This window comes from Tardiphaga sp. 709 (assembly GCF_032401055.1).
GTDB lineage: Bacteria > Pseudomonadota > Alphaproteobacteria > Rhizobiales > Xanthobacteraceae > Tardiphaga.
The window spans coordinates 1,856,292-1,877,564 of the sequence record NZ_CP135529.1 but is presented as its reverse complement, the minus strand read 5'-3'; the positions used below and the strand labels follow the sequence as shown (position 1 = coordinate 1,877,564).

General features: G+C 62.0%; 18 protein-coding genes and 1 other RNA gene. 7 read left to right on the top strand and 12 right to left on the bottom strand.

What is annotated here, in order from left to right; all coding sequences use genetic code 11:
• The first annotated feature begins 110 nt into the window (after positions 1 to 110).
• Positions 111 to 1,325: an efflux RND transporter periplasmic adaptor subunit gene (locus RSO67_RS09435; RefSeq protein WP_315843271.1), complete on the top strand. Its 1,215-nt coding sequence runs from the start codon at positions 111 to 113 to the stop codon at positions 1,323 to 1,325.
• Positions 1,326 to 1,335: 10 nt separating this feature from the next.
• Positions 1,336 to 4,494 carry a multidrug efflux RND transporter permease subunit gene (locus RSO67_RS09430; protein ID WP_315843270.1) on the top strand — a complete coding sequence of 1,053 codons (3,159 nt, stop codon included), beginning with the start codon at positions 1,336 to 1,338 and terminating at the stop codon, positions 4,492 to 4,494.
• Between the two features lie 66 nt (positions 4,495 to 4,560).
• On the opposite strand, the gene RSO67_RS09425 is transcribed toward RSO67_RS09430, so the two are convergent.
• From RSO67_RS09425 to tkt, 9 genes are all read right to left on the bottom strand, one after another.
• On the bottom strand, positions 4,561 to 5,352 hold the full coding sequence (locus tag RSO67_RS09425) for an inositol monophosphatase family protein (protein ID WP_089265396.1): 792 nt from the start codon (positions 5,350 to 5,352) through the stop codon (positions 4,561 to 4,563).
• A gap of 102 nt (positions 5,353 to 5,454) precedes the next feature.
• Complete coding sequence (locus RSO67_RS09420; RefSeq protein ID WP_315843269.1) at positions 5,455 to 6,525, bottom strand: tetratricopeptide repeat protein; 1,071 nt, start codon at positions 6,523 to 6,525, stop codon at positions 5,455 to 5,457.
• Positions 6,526 to 6,532: 7 nt separating this feature from the next.
• Positions 6,533 to 7,216 carry a thiamine phosphate synthase gene (locus tag RSO67_RS09415; RefSeq protein ID WP_315843268.1) on the bottom strand — a complete coding sequence of 228 codons (684 nt, stop codon included), beginning with the start codon at positions 7,214 to 7,216 and terminating at the stop codon, positions 6,533 to 6,535.
• A gap of 2 nt (positions 7,217 to 7,218) precedes the next feature.
• Positions 7,219 to 8,244, bottom strand: coding sequence for a class I fructose-bisphosphate aldolase (locus RSO67_RS09410; RefSeq protein WP_315843267.1), 1,026 nt, complete (start codon positions 8,242 to 8,244; stop codon positions 7,219 to 7,221).
• A 166-nt stretch (positions 8,245 to 8,410) separates the two neighbouring features.
• Positions 8,411 to 9,478 (bottom strand): class II fructose-bisphosphate aldolase, encoded by a 1,068-nt coding sequence (gene fba, locus RSO67_RS09405; RefSeq protein WP_315843266.1) that lies wholly within the window; start codon positions 9,476 to 9,478, stop codon positions 8,411 to 8,413.
• A gap of 228 nt (positions 9,479 to 9,706) precedes the next feature.
• Positions 9,707 to 9,892 carry a hypothetical protein gene (locus RSO67_RS09400; protein WP_315843265.1) on the bottom strand — a complete coding sequence of 62 codons (186 nt, stop codon included), beginning with the start codon at positions 9,890 to 9,892 and terminating at the stop codon, positions 9,707 to 9,709.
• 62 nt (positions 9,893 to 9,954) lie between these two features.
• Positions 9,955 to 11,148 carry a phosphoglycerate kinase gene (locus RSO67_RS09395; RefSeq protein ID WP_315843264.1) on the bottom strand — a complete coding sequence of 398 codons (1,194 nt, stop codon included), beginning with the start codon at positions 11,146 to 11,148 and terminating at the stop codon, positions 9,955 to 9,957.
• 118 nt (positions 11,149 to 11,266) lie between these two features.
• Positions 11,267 to 12,277, bottom strand: a complete 1,011-nt coding sequence (gap, locus tag RSO67_RS09390; RefSeq protein ID WP_092144873.1) for a type I glyceraldehyde-3-phosphate dehydrogenase — start codon at positions 12,275 to 12,277, stop codon at positions 11,267 to 11,269.
• Positions 12,278 to 12,405: 128 nt separating this feature from the next.
• On the bottom strand, positions 12,406 to 14,391 hold the full coding sequence (gene tkt, locus RSO67_RS09385; protein WP_315843263.1) for a transketolase: 1,986 nt from the start codon (positions 14,389 to 14,391) through the stop codon (positions 12,406 to 12,408).
• A gap of 310 nt (positions 14,392 to 14,701) precedes the next feature.
• Here tkt and RSO67_RS09380 point away from each other — a divergent pair, with 310 nt between their 5' ends.
• From RSO67_RS09380 to RSO67_RS09360, 5 genes are all read left to right on the top strand, one after another.
• Positions 14,702 to 15,031, top strand: a complete 330-nt coding sequence (locus RSO67_RS09380; RefSeq protein WP_315843262.1) for a DUF4164 domain-containing protein — start codon at positions 14,702 to 14,704, stop codon at positions 15,029 to 15,031.
• Positions 15,032 to 15,037: 6 nt separating this feature from the next.
• Positions 15,038 to 15,421: a cell division protein ZapA gene (locus RSO67_RS09375; RefSeq protein WP_068735170.1), complete on the top strand. Its 384-nt coding sequence runs from the start codon at positions 15,038 to 15,040 to the stop codon at positions 15,419 to 15,421.
• Positions 15,422 to 15,482: 61 nt separating this feature from the next.
• A non-coding RNA gene (ssrS, locus tag RSO67_RS09370) (6S RNA) lies at positions 15,483 to 15,642 on the top strand.
• Between the two features lie 127 nt (positions 15,643 to 15,769).
• Positions 15,770 to 16,357: a 5-formyltetrahydrofolate cyclo-ligase gene (locus RSO67_RS09365; RefSeq protein ID WP_315843261.1), complete on the top strand. Its 588-nt coding sequence runs from the start codon at positions 15,770 to 15,772 to the stop codon at positions 16,355 to 16,357.
• Between the two features lies 1 nt (position 16,358).
• The gene (locus tag RSO67_RS09360; protein ID WP_315843260.1) at positions 16,359 to 17,183 is read left to right on the top strand and encodes a TIGR00282 family metallophosphoesterase; all 825 of its coding nucleotides are present in this window, start codon (positions 16,359 to 16,361) and stop codon (positions 17,181 to 17,183) included.
• Between the two features lie 6 nt (positions 17,184 to 17,189).
• Here RSO67_RS09360 and RSO67_RS09355 read toward each other — a convergent pair whose 3' ends face one another.
• From RSO67_RS09355 to RSO67_RS09345, 3 genes are read right to left on the bottom strand one after another with little or no spacing between them, the layout of a single operon-like run.
• The gene (locus RSO67_RS09355) at positions 17,190 to 18,536 is read right to left on the bottom strand and encodes a cytochrome c (protein ID WP_315843259.1); all 1,347 of its coding nucleotides are present in this window, start codon (positions 18,534 to 18,536) and stop codon (positions 17,190 to 17,192) included.
• On the bottom strand, positions 18,533 to 20,737 hold the full coding sequence (locus RSO67_RS09350; protein WP_315843258.1) for a xanthine dehydrogenase family protein molybdopterin-binding subunit: 2,205 nt from the start codon (positions 20,735 to 20,737) through the stop codon (positions 18,533 to 18,535). The genes RSO67_RS09355 and RSO67_RS09350 overlap by 4 nt, the downstream gene beginning before the upstream one ends.
• A 9-nt stretch (positions 20,738 to 20,746) precedes the next feature.
• Positions 20,747 to 21,154, bottom strand: coding sequence for a (2Fe-2S)-binding protein (locus RSO67_RS09345; RefSeq protein WP_315844208.1), 408 nt, complete (start codon positions 21,152 to 21,154; stop codon positions 20,747 to 20,749).
• Between the last annotated feature and the right edge of the window lie 119 nt (positions 21,155 to 21,273).

Below are 21,273 nucleotides of genomic sequence, written 5' to 3'. Positions count from 1 at the left end.
TCTAAGCTATCAAAGAAGTTCGATAAATCCGGCTACGCGCATGAAGACCACAGAGGTCCGGCGTATCCGTTGATGCATGTTCGAATTCGCAACTTGGGATATCAAAGTAAATGACGATGTTGAACGCACGCTCTGCAGGCTTCGCGCTTCTGCTGGCGGGACTCGCGCCCGTGCTCGCAGGATGCAACGAACCCAAGGACGCGGTGGCGTCAGCGCCGCCGCAGGTGAGCGAGCCTGAAGTCAGCATTATTTCAGTCACGCAACAGCGACGTGCGCTGGTTCGCGAATTGCCCGGACGTATCGCGCCGACGCGCGTTGCCGATGTGCGCTCGCGTGTGTCGGGCATTATCATCGAGCGCGCGTTTCATCAGGGCACCGAGGTGAAGGCGGGTGACACGCTGTATCGCATCGATCCGAAGCCGTTCGAGGTGGAACTGCAGTCCGCAAAGGCGTCGCTTCACAAGGCGGAAGCTGCCTATGACCTCGCGTCGATGCAGGCCAAGCGCGTGTCGGGTCTTGCACTGCAGAAAGCAGTCTCCGAAGCGGAAGCCGAGAAGGCAGTCGGTGCGCAGCGTCAGGCTGAAGCCGAGATTGCATCCAAGAAAGCCGACGTCGCGCGTGCGCGCCTCAATCTGGACTATGCAACCATCCGCGCGCCGATCGACGGCATTGTCGGAGCCGCTCTGGTGACCGAAGGTGCGCTGCTTGCGCAGAACGACAATACGAATCTCGCCACCATTCAGCAGCTCGATCCGATCTATGCCGATTTCACGCAGTCGGTGTCCGAACTGAATAACTTGCGCCGCTCTTTCGAGACCGGCGATCTCGAACGGATCGCGCCTGGCGCGGCCAAGGTGAGATTGATGCTTGACGACGGCACGCTCTATTCGCTGCCGGGCAAGCTGCTGTTCTCCGAAGCCAAGGTCGACACCTTCACGGGTCAGGTAACGCTGCGCGGCGAATTTCCGAACCCGAAGCGTGAGCTGTTACCGGGCATGTATGTCCGTGTGCAGATCGAGCAGGGCATCGACACCGACGCCATCGCGGTTCCGCAGCAGGCCGTTCAGCGCAATGGTGGCGGGGGCGCCGAAGTGTTCGTCGTCAAGGATGACGGTCATGTTGCGGTCCAGATGGTACGAACGGGTGCCGTGCAGGACGGTCAGTGGTTCGTGACTGAAGGCCTGAAGGGCGGCGAGCGCGTCGTGGTCGAGGGCTTCCAGAAATTCGCTGCAGGCGACAAGGTCAAGGCGACCGCCTGGACTGATGCGAATGCCACTGCGGGCGTTCCGCCCGAGGGGCAGAAAACCACTCAAGCGCGTCCCTGAGTAAATCGACATGGCTAGTTTTTTCATCGACAGGCCGATTTTTGCCTGGGTCGTCGCGCTTTTCATTTGTCTTTTCGGCGCCATCGCGATTCCGCAGCTGCCGATTGCGCAGTATCCGATCATCGCGCCGCCATCGATTTCGATCTCGACCAGTTATCCCGGTGCGTCGCCGGAGAATCTCTACAACAGCGTGACGCGGCTGATTGAAGAGGAGCTCAACGGCGCTGCGGGCATCCTGAACTTCGAATCGACCAGCGACTCGCTGGGTGCCGTCGAAATCATCGCGAACTTCCAGCCCGGCACCGATACTAGCCAGGCGTCAGTCGAAGTGCAGAACCGCCTGAAGCGCGTGGAAGCGCGTCTGCCGCGTGCCGTGATTCAGCAGGGCATCCTGGTCGAGGAAGCCTCTGCCGCGGTGCTGAACATCATCACGTTGCGCTCCACCGATAACAGCCTGGATGAAGTCGGCCTCGGCGACTTCATGATCCGCAACATCCTTGGCGAAATTCGTCGTATCCCCGGCGTCGGCCGTGCCTCGTTGTATTCCACCGAGCGCTCGCTGCGCGTCTGGGTCGATCCCGCCAAACTCGTTGGCTACAATCTGACCTCCGACGACGTGAACAAGGCCATCACCGCACAGAACGCCCAGGTTGCCTCGGGCAGCGTCGGCGCCGAGCCGTCGACAGCTACCACCAAGACGTCGTCGCTTGTGCTCGTGAAGGGCCAGCTCTCAACGCCGGAAGAATTCGGCGCCATCGTGCTACGCGCCAATTCCGACGGCTCGACCGTGCGGCTGCGCGACGTCGCCCGTATCGAGATCGGCGGCCTCAGCTACCAGTTCACCACACGCCTGAACGGCCAGCCGACGGCCGGCCTGTCGGTGTTGATGTCCCCGAAGGGCAACGCGCTGGCGACGGCGTCCGCCATCGAAACCAAGATGAAGGAGCTGTCGAACTTCTTCCCTGCTAACATCGCTTACGACATTCCGTACAACGTCACGCCGGTGGTCAAAGCATCGATCATGAAGGTGGTGATGACGCTGATCGAGGCGGTTGTTCTCGTCTTCATCGTGATGTTCATCTTCCTGCAGAATTTCCGCTACACGCTGATCCCGACCATCGTCGTGCCCATCGCGCTGCTCGGTACCTGCACGATGCTGTTGTTGGCCGGCTATTCGATCAACATGCTGACCATGTTCGGCATGGTGCTGGCCGTCGGCATCCTCGTCGACGATGCCATCGTCGTGGTCGAGAACGTCGAGCGTATCATGAGCGAGGAAGGGCTTCCGCCGAAGGAAGCCACCAAGAAGGCGATGGGCCAGATCTCCGGCGCCATCATCGGCGTCACGCTGGTGATGATCGGCGTGTTCGTGCCGATGGCGTTCTTCCCCGGCTCGGTGGGCATCATCTACCGCCAGTTCTCGGTCACCATGGTCGCTTCGATCGCGTTCTCCGCACTGCTGGCGCTGTCGCTGACGCCGGCGCTTTGCGCAACCTTCCTGAAGCCGATCAAGGAAGGACACGGCCATGCCAAGAAGGGCGTGTTCGGCTGGTTCAATCGCAAGCTCGACGCCACCCGCGACGGCTATTCAAGGACAGTGGGGTGGTCGATCCAGCGCACCGGACGCTTGCTGATAGTCTATGTCGCGCTGCTGGTGGGACTGACCTGGGGCTTCATGCGGATGCCCGGCGGCTTTCTGCCGATCGACGATCAGGGCTTCATCACCACTGACGTGCAGACGCCGTCGGACTCGTCGTTCGCCCGCACTGAAAGTGCCATCGAAAAGGTCGAGGAATATCTGAAGAAGCGTTCCGGCATCGAGAGCGTCGTGTTCCTCACCGGCTTCAGCTTCCTCGGGCAGGGCATGAACACCGCGCAGGCCTTTATCACCCTGAAGGACTGGGCTGAACGCCTGCCCGGCGATTCCGCCGCGGCGCTTGTCAACGATATCAATCGGGAATTGTCGTCGATCCGCGACGCCAAGATCTCCGCTTTGCAGCCGCCGCCGATCGATAACCTCGGCAACTCATCAGGCTTCAGCTTCCGCCTGCAGGATCGTGGCCAGAAGGGTTTTGTTGCCCTTAATGCCGCGTCCGACAAGCTGATTGCGGACGCCAATGCCAGCCCGGTGCTGCAGAAGGTGTTCGTCGAAGGTCTGCCACCGGCGCCATTGGTCAATCTGATGATCGACCGTGAAAAGGCCGGCGCCTTCGGCGTCACCTTCGAGGACATCAACAGCACGATCTCGACCAATCTCGGCTCGAACTACATCAACGACTTCCCGAACCGCGGCCGTATGCAGCGCGTCGTGGTGCAGTCCGAGGCCGCCAACCGGATGAACGCGGCTGACATCCTGAACTACAATGTCAAGAATAGTCGAGGACAACTGGTGCCATTCTCGTCCTTTGCCACGGTGGAATGGGCAAAGGGTCCGACCCAGATCGCCGGCTTCAACTTCTATCCAGCGGTGCGAATTTCCGGCGAAGCACGGCCCGGCTTCACGTCCGGCGACGCCATCAAGGAGATGGAGCGTCTGTCGGGCCTGTTGCCGCGCGGTTTCGGCTTCGAGTGGACCGGCCAGTCGCTGCAGGAGAAGCTATCGGGCTCGCAGGCGCCGTTCCTGCTCGCGCTGTCGGCGCTGGTGGTGTTCCTGGTGCTCGCAGCGCTTTATGAGAGCTGGACGATCCCGGTGGCCGTGCTGATGACCGTGCCGCTCGGCATCGTTGGCGCCGTGCTGGCGGCGAATTTGCGCGGCCTGCCGAACGACGTGTATTTCACGGTGGGTCTGATTACGATCATCGGTCTGGCGGCCAAGAACGCGATTCTGATTATCGAATTCGCCAAGGACCTGCGCGCTCAGGGCAAGTCGCTGGTGGATGCCACGATGGAAGCCTGCTTCCTGCGCTTCCGCCCGATTGTGATGACCGGTCTCGCTTTTATCTGCGGCGTGTTGCCAATGGTCGTTGCATCGGGCGCCGGCGGTGCCAGCCAGCAGGCGCTTGGTACGTCGGTGACCGGCGGCATGATCGCGGTGGTGATCCTGGCGCTGCTGATGGTGCCGGTGTTCTTCGTGTCGGTGCAGCGGCTGTTCTCGCCGGACAAGGCGCCGAAGACGGAAGAAGCAAAGCAGGACGAGCCGACCGCATCGCCGTCCGTGTCGCACAGCTAAGGCAATCAAACAAAAAGCCCGGATGGCGCAACGCCATCCGGGCTTTTTCTATTCGAGCGATCAATCTTACTTCGTCAGCGGCCGCAGGATCTTCGTCAGAGCGCCGTGGACGAACTCGTTGCCGGCAACGACGTTGCCGGTCGTCAGCACATCACCGCCATTGATATCGCCAACAGTACCGCCGGCTTCCTTGATTAGGATCAGGCCGGCAGCGATATCCCAAGGCTGCAAGTTGCGCTCCCAATAGCCATCGAGGCGACCGGCTGCGACGAAGGCCAGATCGAGCGAGGCCGCGCCGAAGCGGCGCAGGCCGGCGACCTTCGGCTGCAACGCGGCCATTTCGTTGCGTGACAATTCGAAGTCGCCGCGGCCGATATGCGGCAGGCCGCAGGCGATGACGCATTCGTTGAGCTGCTTGCGGCCGGCGACGCGCAGGCGGGTGTCGTTGAGGAACGCGCCCGAGCCCTTCTCGGCCATATAGAGTTCGTCATTGGCCGGATTGTAGATCAGGCCGGCAATCACCTGACCTTCGCGCGCCAGACCGATCGAGACTGCGAATTGCGGGATGCCGTGCAGGAAGTTGGTGGTGCCATCGAGCGGATCGACGATCCAGGTATGGCTCTTGTCAGTACCCTCGCGGTTGCCGCCTTCTTCGCCGAGGAAGCCATAGCCCGGGCGGGCCTTGTTGAGGTCCGTATAGAGCATCTCCTCGGCCCGCTTGTCGGCGAGGCTGACGAAATTGGCAGGGCCCTTCATCGAGACTTGCAGGTTCTCGATCTCGCCGAGGTCGCGTTTCAGGCTGCGGCCGGCGCGGCGCGCGGCTTTCACCATCACGTTCATAAGGGCTGAATTGATCATGCGTTCGTTTCACGACGACCTGACGGCAGGTCTGATTGGGGGTTGCTGAGGCGATGGGTGCCCTGCGGGCGGCATCTCGTCAAGGCAAGATCGCTAGAGGGGTCATTTCTGGGTCGTGCCCAGCCACTTCTTGGCGGCTTCCTGGGCCTTGGTCTTTTCCTCGGGGGTGGCCTGGGCCAGAAGCTCGTCGAGCATCAGGTCGCCCTTTCCGGCGGTTTTGGCGACGATGTGCCATTTCAGACCTTCCAGCCGGTCGTCTGTATTGGTGCGGAGCGCCAGCACCCGGGCGAGGCGATTCTGGGCGATCGGGCTGTTCTGTTTGGAGGCTTTGCGGAGCAGGGCGATGGCCGCAGCCTCGTTCTTGGGGGTTCCCGTGCCGTTATAGAGCGCAATGGCATATTCGACCTCGGCGTCGACATTGTCGGCCAGCGACGCTGCCTGGAGCAGGCGGACCGCCTTGTCGATGCTTTTCTCGACGCCGGTGCCTTCCTTGTAGAACGTCGCCAGCGCGTATTGCGCTTCGGGGTTACCGGCATCGGCGGCAACGCGGAGCAGTTCGGCCGAGCGCTTGACGTCCTGCGGCAGCGTCTGCCCGTCGAGATAGAGCAACGCCAGATTATAGGCGGCCTTCGGATTGCCGAGTTTGGCGGAGGACGCCAGTAGCTTCACGGCCTCATCGCGTTTGCCGACATTGCCGCGATCCGACAGTCGCAGCATCGCCAGTGCGAACATGGCCTCGCGGTCGCCGCGCTCCGACGCGCGCTGATACCATTCAGCAGCTTTCGCATAGTCGCGTTTGACGCCCAATGCATTGGCATAGAGTTCGCCGAGCATGGTCATCGCCTTCGGGTCGTTGTTCTCCTGCGCGCGCTTGCTGGCGAGGTCGAAAGCGGTTTTGTACTGACCGCGTTGGTAGGCGCCATAGACCAGATCGGCATTGGGGTCGGTTGGTGCAGCTTCTGCAGGCTGCGCGGGCTTTTCAGCAGACGGCGTAGGAGCTTTCTTCGCTGCTGTCGGCGCTTTCGCTGGTGCCGGCGCCTTTTTTGGCGCTGCCTTGCTTGCAGCCGGTGGCGGCGTCTGCACCCCCGGCGGTGTCAGCGAAATCTGCGCGGTCGCGCTGGCTGCCCAGGTCAGGCAGCCGGCAAGTACAGTGAGGGAACGCAGAATTTTCATTCCGGCGTTATTCCTGTTCGACCTTGGACTGCCCTGAGACGAGCGTCGCGTATCCCTGCTGGATTGCCTTCTCTGCGTCCATCAAGGCTGGAGCAGCACCGCGCGTGTCGTTCCAGATGATGTCGCCGACCAGCACGAAGTCAGCGCCGGCAGCTGCGAATTCCCTGGCCTCATCGAGCGTAGCGGCGAAGCCCACGCAAGGCGGTTCGAACAATTCGGCCCACCACTGCAGGCGTTCAGTGATCGCTTCGGTCGATGGGCGCTGGCCCTTGGGGTCGGGTTCGCCGAACAACACGTAGTCGGCACCGGCTTCGCCTGCAGCCATCGCGTTATGGCGTGTCGACAGTCCGCCGCAGCCTGCAATGCGATCGGGCTTCAGTGAGGGCAGTGCATCCTGCAACGGAGCAAGACCGGGCAGATGCGCGCCATCGGCGCCGCCGCGTGCGACGAGCTCGACATTGCCTTCGACCAGCATCGCGGCGCCGCTGGTCTGGATGACAGGCGCCAGCGCCTTGATACGCGTGATCATGGTGCGCTGGTCGGTCGTCGCCAGTCGCACCAGGACGGCAGCGACATCTGCTCTCTCAAGAAGAGCAGGCAGGTTCGCCGCCAGCACTGACGGATCCTCGACGATGGGCGTCGCGAGATAGAGGCGCGGCATCGGCGGTGGCGGGACGGGTTTGGAAGCCAAGATTATAGCGCCTTCTGTTCTTGATCAGTCGTCCACTCGCCCTTGCTGGCGAGTGAATTCATGTGTGCACGATGGGTGAAGGCCTGCTGACCTGCGGGCACATTGTTGGCTTTGCCGGACCACGCCTTTTGCGGCGCTGCCTGAAGCGCGCGGCCATAGGAGAATGTCAGTGGCCAGGGCAGGCCATCGATCCTGTTCATGGCATCGAGATGCGCAGTTGCATCTTCGTCGGATTGGCCGCCGGAGAGGAATGCGATGCCGGGCACGGATGCGGGCACGCAGTTCTTCAGCATGCGCACGGTCTTCTCGGCCACTTCAGCCACAACAGCCTGCGTCTTCGACTTCTTGCCCGAGACGGCCATGTTCGGCTTCAGGATCATGCCTTCCAGCGCGACCCGCTGGACCCGCAATTCCTGGAACGTCTTGTTGAGTACGCGCTGCGTGACTTCGACACAGCGGTCGATGTCGTGATCGCCATCCATCAGCACTTCGGGCTCGACGATTGGGACGATCTGTGCGGCCTGGCATAGCGCGGCATAGCGGGCGAGCGCATGCGCGTTGACGGAGATTGCGGTCATCGAGGGAATGCCGGCACCGATATCGATCACCGCGCGCCACTTCGCGAAGCGCGCGCCGCGTGCGTAATATTTGGCAAGACGCTCGGCGAGCTTGTCGAGGCCTGCTGTGACCAGCTCACCGGGACAGTTCGGCAGTGCCTGCGTGCCCTCATCGACCTTGATGCCGGGAATGGCGCCGGCTTCCTCGATCAGCCGCACCAGCGGCGTGCCATCCTTGGCGTTTTGCCAGATGGTCTCGTCGTAGAGGATCACGCCGGAAATGTAGCTGCTCATCGCCTCGCGCGAGCGAAACAGCATTTCACGATAATCGCGGCGGTTGTCCTCGGTCGACTCGACGCTGATCGCATCGAAGCGCTTCTTGATCGTGCCTGACGATTCATCTGCGGCAAGCAAGCCCTTGCCCGGCGCGGTCATGGCGCGGGCGATTTTGTTCAGTTCGGCGAGATTCATGGGCATGTCCTGAGCGGGCTAGTCCTGCAGGTCAATCTAGACCGTTCTCGGGCAAAATCCGAGCATCTGGCCGGCCAATGAGCCCGTCCGCATCCGATTCCGGCAAAAATTCAGCCTGCCATAGGCTGTATGGCAGGCTGAATGGCAGTCAATTGGCAGTTTGGGCTCAGGCGATCTTCGCGTTCAGCTCGCCCGATGCGTAACGCTTGGCCATTTCGGCCGTGGTCAGCACCTTTTTGATCTTGCTGGCTTGGCCGGCGGTATTGAATTCCTGCAGGCGCTGCTTGCAGAGCTTCACCATCGCTTCCATCGCCGGCTTCAGATATTTGCGCGGATCGAATTCGCTGGGGTTTTCGCTCAGCACCTTGCGGATCTGGCCGGTCATGGCCATGCGGTTGTCGGTGTCGATGTTGATCTTGCGGACGCCGTGCTTGATGCCGCGCTGGATTTCCGACACCGGGACGCCCCAGGTGGGCTTCATCTGGCCGCCGAATTTGTTGATGATGTCCTGTAGGTCCTGCGGGACCGAGGACGAGCCGTGCATCACCAGATGTGTGTTCGGCAGCTTGCGGTGGATTTCCTCGATCACGTTCATGGCGAGGATATCGCCGTCCGGCTTGCGGGTGAACTTGTAGGCGCCGTGCGAAGTGCCCATGGCGATCGCCAGTGCGTCGACCTGCGTCTCCTTCACGAACTTCACGGCCTCATCGGGATTGGTCAGCAACTGGTCATGTGACAGCTGGCCCTCGGCGCCGTGGCCGTCTTCGGCTTCGCCCATGCCGCTCTCCAGCGAGCCGAGCACGCCGAGCTCGCCTTCCACCGAGATGCCGCCGAGATGCGCCATGTCCGTTACTGTCTTGGTCACGCCGACATTGTAGTCCCAGTCCGCCGCCGTCTTGCCGTCTGCCTTCAGCGAACCATCCATCATCACCGAGGTGAATCCGGCCTGGATTGCGGTCATGCAGGTTGCAGCTTCGTTGCCGTGGTCGAGATGCACGCAAACGGGAATATGCGGATAGATTTCGGTGACTGCGTCCATCATGTGCTTGAGCATGATGTCGTTGGCGTAGGAGCGGGCGCCGCGGGAGGCCTGGATGATCACCGGCGCATCGACACCGGATGCAGCCTCCATGATCGCCAGCGCCTGTTCCATATTGTTGATGTTGAAGGCCGGCACTCCGTAATCGTGTTCTGCCGCGTGATCGAGCAGTTGACGCAACGTAATACGGGCCATGCAGGAAGCTCCTTGTAAATTGGGACAGGCGCAAACGCCGCGCCGAGGGATGTATGGCTCTTAGCGCGAGGAGACGGCGAATCCAAGACGCCATCGGTCGCGCATACAGCCAACGTTAATCGCCACGATGGCCCAGCGTTCCAGCTAATGGAATTCCTGAAACGTTAGTGCTCCCGCGCGTCGAGCAACGCAATTTGCTGCTCGACGGCTGCGAGCCGCTCCTCAAAATCACCGGCCGCCGAACGCATCATGACCAGCATCGCAGCGCCGTCGCTTGCGAACCAAGGTCTCAATGCGTTCAAAGTGAGTTTCGGTATCCAGCTTAAACTGACCGATGTCGGTCCTAACCAAAGTGATATCGCCCTGAATTTTCTTCAGGATCTCGAACATTGCTGTTTGCACGTTCTCGCTCATGGAAAGAACATACCATAAACATTGCGGCGCCTACAAGTCTTGCGGGCAAAAATTTACCGCTACTACTTCTTCAGCACTTCCACACCCGGCAGCGGCTTGCCTTCCATCCATTCGAGGAAGGCGCCACCGGCCGTCGAGATGTAGGAGAAGTCATCGGCGACGCCGGCGTGATTGAGCGCGGCCACCGTGTCGCCGCCGCCGGCTACTGAAATCAGCTTCTTCGCCTTGGTGCGCGTCGCTGCGTGTTTGGCGCCGGCAACCGTGCCGCGGTCGAACGGAGTCATTTCAAACGCTCCGACCGGGCCATTCCAGACCAGCGTGGCGGCATCGTCGATCGCTGCGTTGATGCGTTCGATCGACTGCGGACCGACATCGAGGATCATGCCCTCATCTGGGATCGCATCGAGGCCGTAGGCGTGAGACGGTGTGTTGGCGGCGAAGTGGAATGCGACGATGGCGTCCACTGGCAGGATGATGGCGCAACCGGAAGCTTCGGCCTTGTCGATGATCCGCAGGGCAGTGGCCGCCAGATCCTTTTCGCACAGCGACTTGCCGACCTTGACACCCTGCGCATGCAGGAAGGTGTTGGCCATGCCGCCACCGATCACGAGTGCATCGACCTTGGTGACGAGATTTTCGAGGAGATCGATCTTCGACGACACCTTGGCGCCGCCGACGATGGCGATCACCGGCTTGGTCGGCGCGTCCAGCGCCTTGCCGAGGGCGTCCAACTCGGCCTGCATGGTGCGGCCGGCATAGGCGGGTAACTTGTGGCCGAGGCCTTCGGTGGAGGCGTGGGCGCGATGTGCAGCCGAGAATGCATCGTTGACCCAGATATCGCCAAGCTTGGCGAGTTCGGCGACGAAAGCCGGATCGTTCTTCTCCTCAGCGGAATGGAAGCGCGTGTTCTCAAGGCAGAGAATGTCGCCGTCCTTCATGGCGCCAACGGCCTTGGCTGCGACGTCGCCAACGCAGTCGTCCGCAAAGGCGACCGGCTTCTTGATCACATCGGCAAGTGCCGCAGCCACGGGCTTCAATGAGTTCTTGTCGTCGCGGCCCTTGGGGCGGCCAAAATGCGCGAGCAGGATGACCTTGCCGCCCTTGTCGGAAATTTCGGTGATGGTCGTCGCGATACGTTCGAGACGCGTTGCGTCGGTAACCTTGCCACCATCCATGGGCACGTTGAGATCGACGCGCACGAGAACGCGTTTGCCCTTCACATCGACGTCGTCGAGGGTGCGGAAAGAATTGGTCATGATGTTGTGTCCCCAAACGCAGGTCAGCGCACAGCGGCGCGCCGCGAAGCGGGGACCGCTACATTCGTTGGCTCCCGGACGCGGCGTCTTGTGCTGCGCCCGGGATAACGCTCTTGCCTTAGAGCAGCTTGCCCATCGCGACGGCGGTATCGGCCATGCGGTTGGAGAAACCCCACTCGTTGTCGTACCAGGAGAGCACGCGCACCAGCGTGCCATTCTGCACCTTGGTCTGGTCGAAGGCGAAGGTCGACGAATGCGGATCGTGATTGAAGTCGATCGACACGTTCGGGTGCGAAGTGGTGCCGAGCACGCCCTTCAGCTCGCCGGCCGCAGCCTTCTTGATCGCTTCGTTGATCTCTTCCTTGGTGGTGCTCCTCTTGGCGATGATCTTGAGATCGACCACGGAGACGTTCGGGGTCGGCACGCGGATCGAAACGCCGTCGAGCTTGCCGGCCAGTTCGGGCATCACGAGGCCGATGGCCTTCGCGGCGCCGGTCGAGGTCGGAATCATCGACATCGCAGCGGCGCGGCCGCGATAGAGATCGCTGTGCAGCGTGTCCAGCGTCGGCTGGTCGCCGGTGTAAGCGTGGATCGTGGTCATGAAGCCGGTTTCGATACCGACGGTCTCGTTCAGCACCTTGGCGACAGGCGCCAGGCAGTTGGTGGTGCACGAACCGTTGGAAACGACCAGATGCTCCTTGGTCAGGGTCTTGTGGTTGACGCCGTAGACGATCGTGGCATCAGCACCATCGGACGGAGCCGAAACCAGCACGCGCTTGGCGCCTGCGGTCAGATGCGACGTCGCCTTCGCCTTGGCGCTGAAGATGCCGGTGCATTCGAGCGCGATATCGATGCCGAGATCCTTCCACGGCAGCGTGTTCGGATCGCGCACCGCAGTGACCTTGATCTTGTTGCCGTTGCCAAGCTGGATGCTGTCGCCATCGACGGTGACGTCGCCGGGGAAGCGGCCATGCACGCTGTCGAAGCGCAACAGGTGGGCGTTGGTTTCAACCGGACCCAGATCGTTGATGGCGACGACTTCGATGTCGGTGCGCTTGGACTCGTAGATCGCCCGCAGGACGTTGCGGCCGATGCGGCCAAAACCGTTGATCGAAACCCGGACTGCCATTCAACTTCTCCCTTTTATTAGGCTCAAACCTCGCGTGAGGGCCTTCATATAGTGACGTGTGACGGGCGTTTCATGCCCTGAATGGAACGCTGGTGCAATGTGTCAAATTTACCAGCGTTCCGATAGAGTTAAGCCGCGTTGTGCTTGCTGGTTGCAGCCTCGACCACGGCCTCGGCCGTGATGCCGAACAGCTTGTAGAGCTCCTTGGCTGGCGCGCTCGAGCCGAAACCCTTCATGCCGATGAAGGTGCCATCGTGTCCGATCACGGCATCCCAGCCGAACCGGACCGCGGCTTCGACGGCGATCTTGATCGGCGCGTCGCCGATGATGGCCTTCTGGCGCTCTTCAGGCTGCTCCAGCAGTAGTTCGAGCGAGGGGACCGATACGACCCGCGTCGCGATGCCCTTGTCGGCCAGTTGCTTCTGCGCAGCGACTGCGATCTCGACTTCCGAACCCGAGGCGAAGATCGACACGGCGGGTTTGCCCTTGGCCGCGATCAGCTCATAGCCGCCGGTGGCGCAGAGATTGTTGTCATGATGCGTGGTGCGTACCGGCGTCAAGTTCTGGCGCGACAGGGCCAGCATGGTCGGGCCGTTGGTCTTCTCCATGGCGAGCTGCCAGCATTCGGCGGTCTCGACCGTATCCGCGGGGCGGAACACGCGCATGTTCGGCATCGCGCGCATCGCCGCCAGATGCTCCACCGGCTGATGGGTCGGGCCGTCTTCGCCGAGGCCGATCGAGTCGTGGGTCATGATGTAGATGACCGGGATCTGCGCCAGCGCCGAGATGCGCATCGCCGGGCGTGCATAGTCGGTGAAGCACATGAAGGTCGCGCCCGCCGGGATGAATCCGCCATGCAGCGCGATGCCGTTCATGGCGGCGGCCATACCCATTTCGCGGATGCCGTAGTGAATGTAGCGACCGGCGAAATCGCCAGGCTTCACCTCGATGGCGTGCTTGGTGCGGGTATTGTTCGACGGCGTGAGATCGGCGGAGCCGATCACCATCTCCGGTACGACCTGCACCAGCGCTTCCAGTGCGAGTTCGCTCGCCTTGCGGGTCGCGACGGTCTGCGGTTCGTCGACCAGCTTCTTCTTGAGCTGACGGATCGCATCTTCCATGGCGGCCGGCCGAACGTGATCGTTACGGCGAGTGAATTCGGCGCGTTTGTCGTCCGGCAGCGCCTCGAAACGCTTGGTCCAGTCAGCATGCGCCGATGCGCCCTGCTTGCCGACATTGCGCCATGCGGTCAGCACGTCATCCGGCACTTCGAACGGGCCGTAATCCCATCCCAGCGCCTTCTTGGCGCCAGCGAGTTCTTCCGCGCCAAGCGGTTCGCCATGCGCCTTCGAGGTGCCGGCCTTCTTCGGCGCGCCGAAGCCGATAGTGGTCTTGCAGGCGATCATCGATGGACGGTCGGAGGCTTGCGCACGCTTGATGGCTGCAGCGATGGCACTCTGATCGTGGCCATCGACATGCTCGGAATTCCAGCCATGGGCCTTGAAGCGCGCAACCTGGTCGACACTATCGGCGAGCGTCAGCGGACCGTCGATCGAAATGCCGTTGTCGTCATAGAGGAAGATCAGCTTCGACAGCTTGAGATGACCGGCAAGTGCCATCGCTTCATGGCTGACGCCTTCCATCAGGTCGCCATCGGAGCACAGCACGTAAGTGTAGTGATCGACCACGTCGCCATATTCGGCGGCCAGCATGCGCTCGGCGAGCGCGAAGCCGACCGACGTGGCGATGCCCTGTCCGAGCGGACCAGTGGTGGTCTCGACACCTGAAGTATGGAAATTCTCAGGGTGCCCGGGGGTCTTCGAATGCAGCTGGCGGAAGTTCTTCAGCTGATCGAGGGTCATCTCCTTGTTGCCCGTCAGATAGAGCAGGGCATAGAGCAGCATCGAGCCGTGGCCGGCCGAGAGGATGAAGCGATCGCGATCCGGCCACTTCGGATCGGCTGCATCAAATTTGAGGAACTGCGTAAACAGCACGGTGGCGACGTCGGCGGCGCCCATAGGCAGCCCAGGGTGACCGGATTTGGCCTTTTCCACGCCGTCCATGGCGAGGGCACGAATCGCGTTGGCCATTTTCGAGTGATCAACCTGCGCCATGTCGGTTTCCGTCTAACTTGAAGGGAATGGAATATTTTGCGTCCGCGAGTAGGGGCGGTCTGCAGCGAGATGTTGGGATCGCTTAGGAGAAACTGGTGGATAGCATCTGGGTTCCTGGGAGTCCAAGGTCTCCCGGACAGTTCTGGTCTGTGGATATCTACCGGCGGTTTTTGTCGGCTTTGCGGTGCATAGCTTTTAAGCGGCGTTGCGTCCGGCTCGCTTGCAACCTAAGTTTCAGGGCCTAAAGGCTTGCGGAGCCGTGGTTTTTGAGCTCCGGTCGCATCACACCCAAGGTCCCGCGTAACCCAGTATGATCGAACGCCCCGCCCATCTCGCAGCCTCCGATCCCGCCAATGGTGGTGCGGCCGAGATCGACGCTGCCACGCGGCGGTTGATGGCGGCGCTGGATGCTCTGGAAAGTGCGGTCGAGCGCCGCCGTGAGGCGGATCGCGACGAGGATGAGCTGGCCACCCGTATTCAGGCGCTCGGCGCCGACCGGTCCCGGCTGGCGGATGAGCTCGATGGCACGCTGGTGAAATCGCGCCGGCTGGAGCGCGCCAACCGCGACATCGCCGACAAGCTCGATACCGCCATCGGCACCATTCGCGCGGTGCTGGCGACTGACAACGCGCATGAGTAAAGCGAGATGAGCCACGTTAACGTCACCATCAATGGCCGGCAATACCGCATGGCCTGTGAGGAGGGGCAGGAAACCCGCCTGCTGCGGCTGGCGGAAAGTCTTGAATCCCGCGTCGAAAACCTGCGTGGCAAATTCGGTGAGATCGGGGATGCGCGGTTGACGGTGATGGCGGCGCTGACCATTGCCGACGAACTGGTCGATGCCAATCAGCAGATCCGTGCCCTGCAGGAAGAACTCGCCGCATTGCGCGATGTGCGCGTGGTCGCCGCGGACCGCGCGCGGGCGACGCAGACGGCGGTTGCCGCGGCCCTGAATGCTGCGGCAGAGCGGATCGAGAAGACCACGCAGGTGCTCAACCGCACCATCGGCGGCGGCGTTGCTATTGGATAACGCAGGCTTTGATGCCAAGCGGGCACTGGCGCATCCGTCTCATAACCCCTACATTGCTCAGGCGAGGCTGCGTCGCGCGTCAGGAGCCATATATCCCCGGGGCCTTATCGATCCTTCAGGGAACTGTCCCTGACCAGGTCCGTGGACCTGGTCACATGGTGCCCACCTACTTTCGTAGGTGCTCCGGGATCGAGTGCTTCAACGGCCATCGTGGCTTCGCACTTTTACTTTTCTGATGGCTCCGGCCGTTTGCGGGCTTTCGCCGTGCATCTTAACCTCACGCGACAAAGATGAGGGTGAAGGGCGTCCCGTGCTTTCATAGGCCCGGCGGGCAGAATATCGTGCGGCATGTCCGACACGCCGCCCACTCCGACAAAGATTGAGCTCCGCATCGCCGCGCTGGCACGCCGCACGGCGCTGAGCGAGGCCGAACGGTCGGCAGCCGCACAAGCCATCGCAGCGCGTGGGCTGCCTTTCCCGGTCAGGGCCGGCGACATCGTCGCCGGCTATTCTCCCATCCGCAGCGAAATCGATCCGATCCCGTTGATGCAGCATCTCGCCGCCCAGGGTGCGCGACTGGCGCTGCCGGTGATCATCGCCCGTGATGAGCCCCTGATGTTCCGGCTCTGGAGCCCGAACGACGCGCTGGTACGCGGTTCACTAGGCATTCCGGAACCAGCACCGGAAGCGCCGCCACTGATCCCCGATATCCTGCTGGTACCACTCGCGGCCTTCGACCGCGCCGGCCACCGCATTGGCTATGGCGCGGGGCATTACGACCGCACTTTCTCGCAACTGCACGCCATCAAGCCCTTTATCTCCATAGGCGTGGCCTTCGACACCCAGGAAATCGGGGCCATTCCCATGCAGCCACACGACGTGGCGCTGGATTATGTGCTAACCGAAACCCGGACGATCGATTTTCGGAGCATCTGACTTGCGTATTCTCTTCATCGGCGACGTGGTCGGCAAAACCGGCCGCGTGGTGATCCTCGAAAAACTGCCCGGCCTGATCCGCGACTGGAAGCTCGATCTTGTCATCATCAATGGCGAGAACGCCGCCGGCGGCTTCGGTATCACCGAGACGATCTATAATGATCTTGTCGACGCCGGCGCCGATGCGGTGACGCTCGGCAATCACGCCTGGAATCAGAAAGAGGCGCTGGTGTTCATCGAACGCGCGCCGCGTCTGATCCGTCCGTTGAACTTCCCGCGCCACACCCCGGGCCGCGGTGCTGCGCTGATCGACGCCAAGAATGGTGCGCGTGCGCTCGTGATCAACGCCATGGGGCGTGTCTTCATGGAGCCACTCAACGATCCGTTCAGCGCTGTCGGCAAGGAGATCGATGCCTGTCCGCTGGTGGAAGCCGCGGACGCCATCGTGGTGGATTTCCATGGCGAAGCCTCGAGCGAGAAGCAGGGCATGGGTTACTTCTGCGATGGCCGCGTGAGCCTCGTCGTCGGCACGCATACGCATGTGCCGACCGCCGATCATCAAATCCTGTCCGGCGGCACAGCTTACATGACCGATGCAGGCATGACCGGCGACTATGATTCCGTGATCGGTATGCAGAAGGAAGAGCCTGTCAGGCGCTTCACGACCGGCATTCCCTCCGGCCGCTTCGAGCCCGCCTTCGGCCCGGCGACCTTGTCGGGCGTTGCAGTCGAAACCGACGACAAGACAGGGCTTGCATTGCGCGTTGCGCCGGTGCGGCTCGGTGGGCGTCTGTCGCAGGCCGTGCCCGAGTTCTGGCTGAACTAGTTCGGCCTACTGCTCCGTCTGCTTGCGCAAATCCGCGACGTCGCTTGCCGTGATCTGCGATCCCTTGCTGCCGAAGCGCGCGGTCACGTAATTCGCGACAGCCGCGATCTCCGTATCTGAATGGCTCTTGCCAAAAGCTGGCATCGAGAGTGCGCCTTGCGGCGTATGCCGCTTGGTGCCGGAGATCACGATCTGCGCCACGTTCGTCGCGCCGGGATCGTTAACGGCCCACGCGCCAGTCAGCGTGGCCATGGGCGAGAGTGCGCTCTCGCCTGTCCAGCCATGGCAGCTCACGCAGGCGCCCTGGAAGACCGTCTTGCCAAGCGCATTCGCTGTCATGCCGTCTCTGTGCGAGGGCGGTGCGGGTGGCGCGAGTTTCGCGGGCAGATCAGGCGAGGGCAGCGCCGGCACTGTGCGCAGGAATGCGACCATCGCCTTGATATCCGTCGGCGCCATCTTGCTGAAGCTGTGGTCCACCGCTTCGCCCATCGGCCCTGAAGCGGTGCCATGACCTTTGGCATGTCCGATCGACAGATAGGAAACGACATCGTCGTCGCTCCAGCCGCCAAGGCCTGTCGTCTTGTCCGAGGTGATATTGAAGGCCCGCCATCCGGCGGTTAGGGCGCCAGCGAATTTCTTGCGGTTGTCGAGCGCGAAGCCGAGATTGCGCGGCGTGTGGCATTCGCCGCAATGCGCCAGCGCCTCGACGAGATAGGCGCCCCTGTTCCATTCCGGGCTTTGCGACGTATCGGGTTCGAAGCGCGTATCGGGATTGAACAATGCCGACCAGAACGTCATTGCCCAGCGCTGATTGAACGGAAAGGCAAGCGTATTCTCAGGCGGCGCTGCGCGCACCGGTGCGAGGCTGAACAGATAGGCCTTGACCGCGAGCGTGTCCGCATCGGTCATGTAGGTGTAGGACGTATAGGGCATTGCCGGATAGAGGCGGGCGCCGTCGTGGCGCTTGCCGCTTCGAACGGCGTCGAGAAACTGCTGATCGGTGTAGTTGCCGATGCCTGTCTCTTTGTCCGGCGTGATATTGGTCGAATACAGCGTGCCGAACGGCAGTTTGAATGCGAAGCCCCCGGCATATTCCTTTCCGCCGGGCGCAGTGTGGCAGACCATGCAATCCGCCGCACGTGCGAGATATTCGCCGCGCTCGATCGGGCTGGCGTTGGTCATGTTGGCGGGAGCGCCGGTCGGATTAGCGCCCTTGTAGTCCGCCAGCGCCACTTTCGGCCCACCAGAGAAGGCCATCGGTCCGGGACCGCGCACATAGAGCGCGGCGCCGGCTGCAGCCACGACACCGATCACAATGACGCTGCCGAGAATGCGACGTGCGGCGGGCGTCATGACTTCTTCCTCTCGGCGATCGCATCGCGGTCGATCGGCATCCTCCGCAACGCAACGCCAGTCGCGGCATAAATCGCATTACGCAGTGCCGGCGGTCCGCCGATCACGCCGCACTCGCCTATGCCGCCGGGCGCTTCGCCACTCTTGATGAGGTGGACATTGATTTTCGGCATCTGGTCGATCCGAAGCATGCGGTAGTCGTGGAAATTGGACTGCTGCACGCGTCCCTTCTCGATGGTGATATCGCCATAAAGTGCGGCTGTGAGGCCGAACACGATGCCGCCTTCGATCTGCGCCACGATGGTGTCAGGATTGACAGCGATGCCGGTATCGACCGCCACGTTGACCTGACGCAGACGAATTTCACCCTGCGAATCGATCTCCGCTTCGACCACAGTCGCGATCGAGGTATCGAAGGTGGGCTGGATGCTCACGCCGCGTCCGACACGCGGTGGCAGCGGCTGACCCCAGTTGGCCTTCTCTGCCGCGAGATTGAGGGCCGCCAGCATCCGCGGCGCCTTGCCGAGCAATTCACGCCGGAACACGACGGGATCCTTGCCGGCCTTGCGAGCGAGCTCATCCATGAAGCTCTCGATCGCGAACACATTGTTGTTCGGGCCGACGCCGCGCCAGAAGCCGGTCGGCACCGCCGGCGGTTCGACACGGACATATTCGCACTGGAAATGCGGGAAGTCGTACGGCTGGTCCGCAGCACTATCGATGGCGTCGATGTCGATGCCCTTCTGGAACGCAGGCGGCAGCCAACGCGCGATCACGGCCGAGCCGGCGATCTTGTACTTGAAGCCGACCACTTTGCCGTTCGACAGGGTCGCCGAGATGTTGTCGCGATAGACGGGGCGATAAATGTCGTGCTGGATGTCCTCTTCGCGGGTCCACACCACTTTGACCGGTCCATTGACCTGTTTGGCGATGCGCACCGCCGTCACCACCATGTCAGGCTCAAGCCTGCGGCCGAAGCCACCACCGATCATGTGCTGGTTGACCGTCACCTTGTCGACCGGCAGGCCCGCGGCCTTGGCGGCTTCGGATTGCACCCGCGACATGATCTGCGTGCCCGTCCAGACCTCGCAGGAATCTCCCTTGAAGTGCACCGTGCAATTCAAGGGCTCCATGGTCGCGTGCGCAAGGAACGGCATCTCGTAGGACGCGTCGATCCGTTCGCCGGTCGCGAGACCCTTAGCGATGTCGCCGACGGATTTGGCGATCACGCCGTCCGTCTCGCTGGCCGTGCGCAAATGCGCCCAGATGTCCTTCGAACTGATCTTCGCGTTGGGCCCTTCGTCCCAGGTGATGTCGAGTGCTTCGAGCCCAGACTTGGCGGCCCACATGTGGTCGCCGACCACGGCCACGAGGTCGTCGAGCACCACGATCTGCCGCACGCCCGGAATCCTCTTCGCCGCGCGGTCATCGACCTTGGCGAGTTTGCCGCCGAACACCGGGCACTGTGCCAGCGTCGCGAATGTCATGCCCGGCACCATCGCGTCGATACCGTAGATCGTCTTGCCGTTGACCTTGTCCGGTGTGTCGAAGCGCTTCAGCGGCTTGCCGATCACCGAGAAGTCTTTCGGGTCCTTGAGCGCGACGTCCTTCGGCGGTGTGAGTTTGCCGGCGGCGTCGCACAACTCGCCATAGGACAGTTTGCGCCCGCTGGCCGTATGCATCACTTGCCCATTCGACGCCGTGCAGCTCGCAGGTTCGACCTGCCACTGTTCGGCTGCGGCTTGCACCAGCATCGCACGCGCGGTTGCACCGGCATTGCGCAGCGGTTTCCAGAATGCGCGCACCGAAGTCGATCCGCCGGTCGCCTGGATGATGAAAATTGGATTGCCGTAGAGCTTGTCGCTGGGCGGCGCATGTTGCAGCGTGATCTGCGCATAGTCGGCGTCGAGCTCTTCGGCGAGGATCATAGCGATGGCGGTATAGATGCCTTGCCCCATCTCGACTTGCGGCATCACCAGTGTCGTCTTGCCGGTAGTGTCGATGCGGATGAACGCGTTGGGGGCGAATTTGCCCTCCGTCGTATCGGGAGGTTGCGTCGGCTCATTGGCCGCGCGGACCGGAAGCTGGAAGGCGAACATAAAGCCGCCGGCAAAGGCGCCAGCGAGCAAATTGCGCCGTGACAGGCCAGAAGGCTTGTTTGCAGGACTGGCCGCAACAAGCATGTTGTCTGCAAGTTTCATGGCCGACTCCTAGGTTTGCCGTTCGGAGGCAGCATGCTTGATGGCTTCACGCACCCGGACATAGGTGCCGCAGCGACAGATATTTCCGGCCATGGCGGCATCGATGTCAGAATCGTCGGGGGTCGGCGTAGAAGCGAGGAGCGCCGCCGCTGACATGATCTGTCCGGATTGGCAGTAGCCGCATTGAATGACTTCGAGATCGAGCCAGGCTTTCTGCACCTTGGCGCCGACCGGTGTGGCGCCGACACCTTCGATTGTGGTGATGGCGCGTCCGCTCACCGCACTGACCGGCAGCAGACAGGAGCGCACGGCCCTGCCGTCGACATGCACGGTGCATGCTCCGCATAGCGCAACGCCGCAGCCGAATTTTGTGCCGGTCATGCCGAGAATATCGCGCAGCACCCAGAGCAGAGGCATGTCGTCTGGTGCGTCGAAGGACTTCTGCTCGCCGTTGATATTGAGATTTGCCACAGTGAGACCCCCGTTTGCTCGACTCGATGATGCAATGGCGAATGGTTCGTCATCGACCAACGACG

Bases quoted from the DNA above. Each gene is read 5' to 3' on its own strand.
- RSO67_RS09435 (WP_315843271.1), top strand. From the start codon at position 111: ATGACGATGTTGAACGCACGCTCTGCAGGCTTCGCGCTTCTGCTGGCG.
- RSO67_RS09430 (WP_315843270.1), top strand. From the start codon at position 1,336: ATGGCTAGTTTTTTCATCGACAGGCCGATTTTTGCCTGGGTCGTCGCG.
- RSO67_RS09425 (WP_089265396.1), bottom strand. From the start codon at position 5,352: ATGATCAATTCAGCCCTTATGAACGTGATGGTGAAAGCCGCGCGCCGC.
- RSO67_RS09420 (WP_315843269.1), bottom strand. From the start codon at position 6,525: ATGAAAATTCTGCGTTCCCTCACTGTACTTGCCGGCTGCCTGACCTGG.
- RSO67_RS09410 (WP_315843267.1), bottom strand. From the start codon at position 8,244: ATGAATCTCGCCGAACTGAACAAAATCGCCCGCGCCATGACCGCGCCG.
- fba (WP_315843266.1), bottom strand. From the start codon at position 9,478: ATGGCCCGTATTACGTTGCGTCAACTGCTCGATCACGCGGCAGAACAC.
- RSO67_RS09400 (WP_315843265.1), bottom strand. From the start codon at position 9,892: ATGAGCGAGAACGTGCAAACAGCAATGTTCGAGATCCTGAAGAAAATT.
- RSO67_RS09395 (WP_315843264.1), bottom strand. From the start codon at position 11,148: ATGACCAATTCTTTCCGCACCCTCGACGACGTCGATGTGAAGGGCAAA.
- gap (WP_092144873.1), bottom strand. From the start codon at position 12,277: ATGGCAGTCCGGGTTTCGATCAACGGTTTTGGCCGCATCGGCCGCAAC.
- tkt (WP_315843263.1), bottom strand. From the start codon at position 14,391: ATGGCGCAGGTTGATCACTCGAAAATGGCCAACGCGATTCGTGCCCTC.
- RSO67_RS09380 (WP_315843262.1), top strand. From the start codon at position 14,702: ATGATCGAACGCCCCGCCCATCTCGCAGCCTCCGATCCCGCCAATGGT.
- RSO67_RS09375 (WP_068735170.1), top strand. From the start codon at position 15,038: ATGAGCCACGTTAACGTCACCATCAATGGCCGGCAATACCGCATGGCC.
- RSO67_RS09365 (WP_315843261.1), top strand. From the start codon at position 15,770: ATGTCCGACACGCCGCCCACTCCGACAAAGATTGAGCTCCGCATCGCC.
- RSO67_RS09355 (WP_315843259.1), bottom strand. From the start codon at position 18,536: ATGACGCCCGCCGCACGTCGCATTCTCGGCAGCGTCATTGTGATCGGT.
- RSO67_RS09350 (WP_315843258.1), bottom strand. From the start codon at position 20,737: ATGAAACTTGCAGACAACATGCTTGTTGCGGCCAGTCCTGCAAACAAG.
- RSO67_RS09345 (WP_315844208.1), bottom strand. From the start codon at position 21,154: ATGCCTCTGCTCTGGGTGCTGCGCGATATTCTCGGCATGACCGGCACA.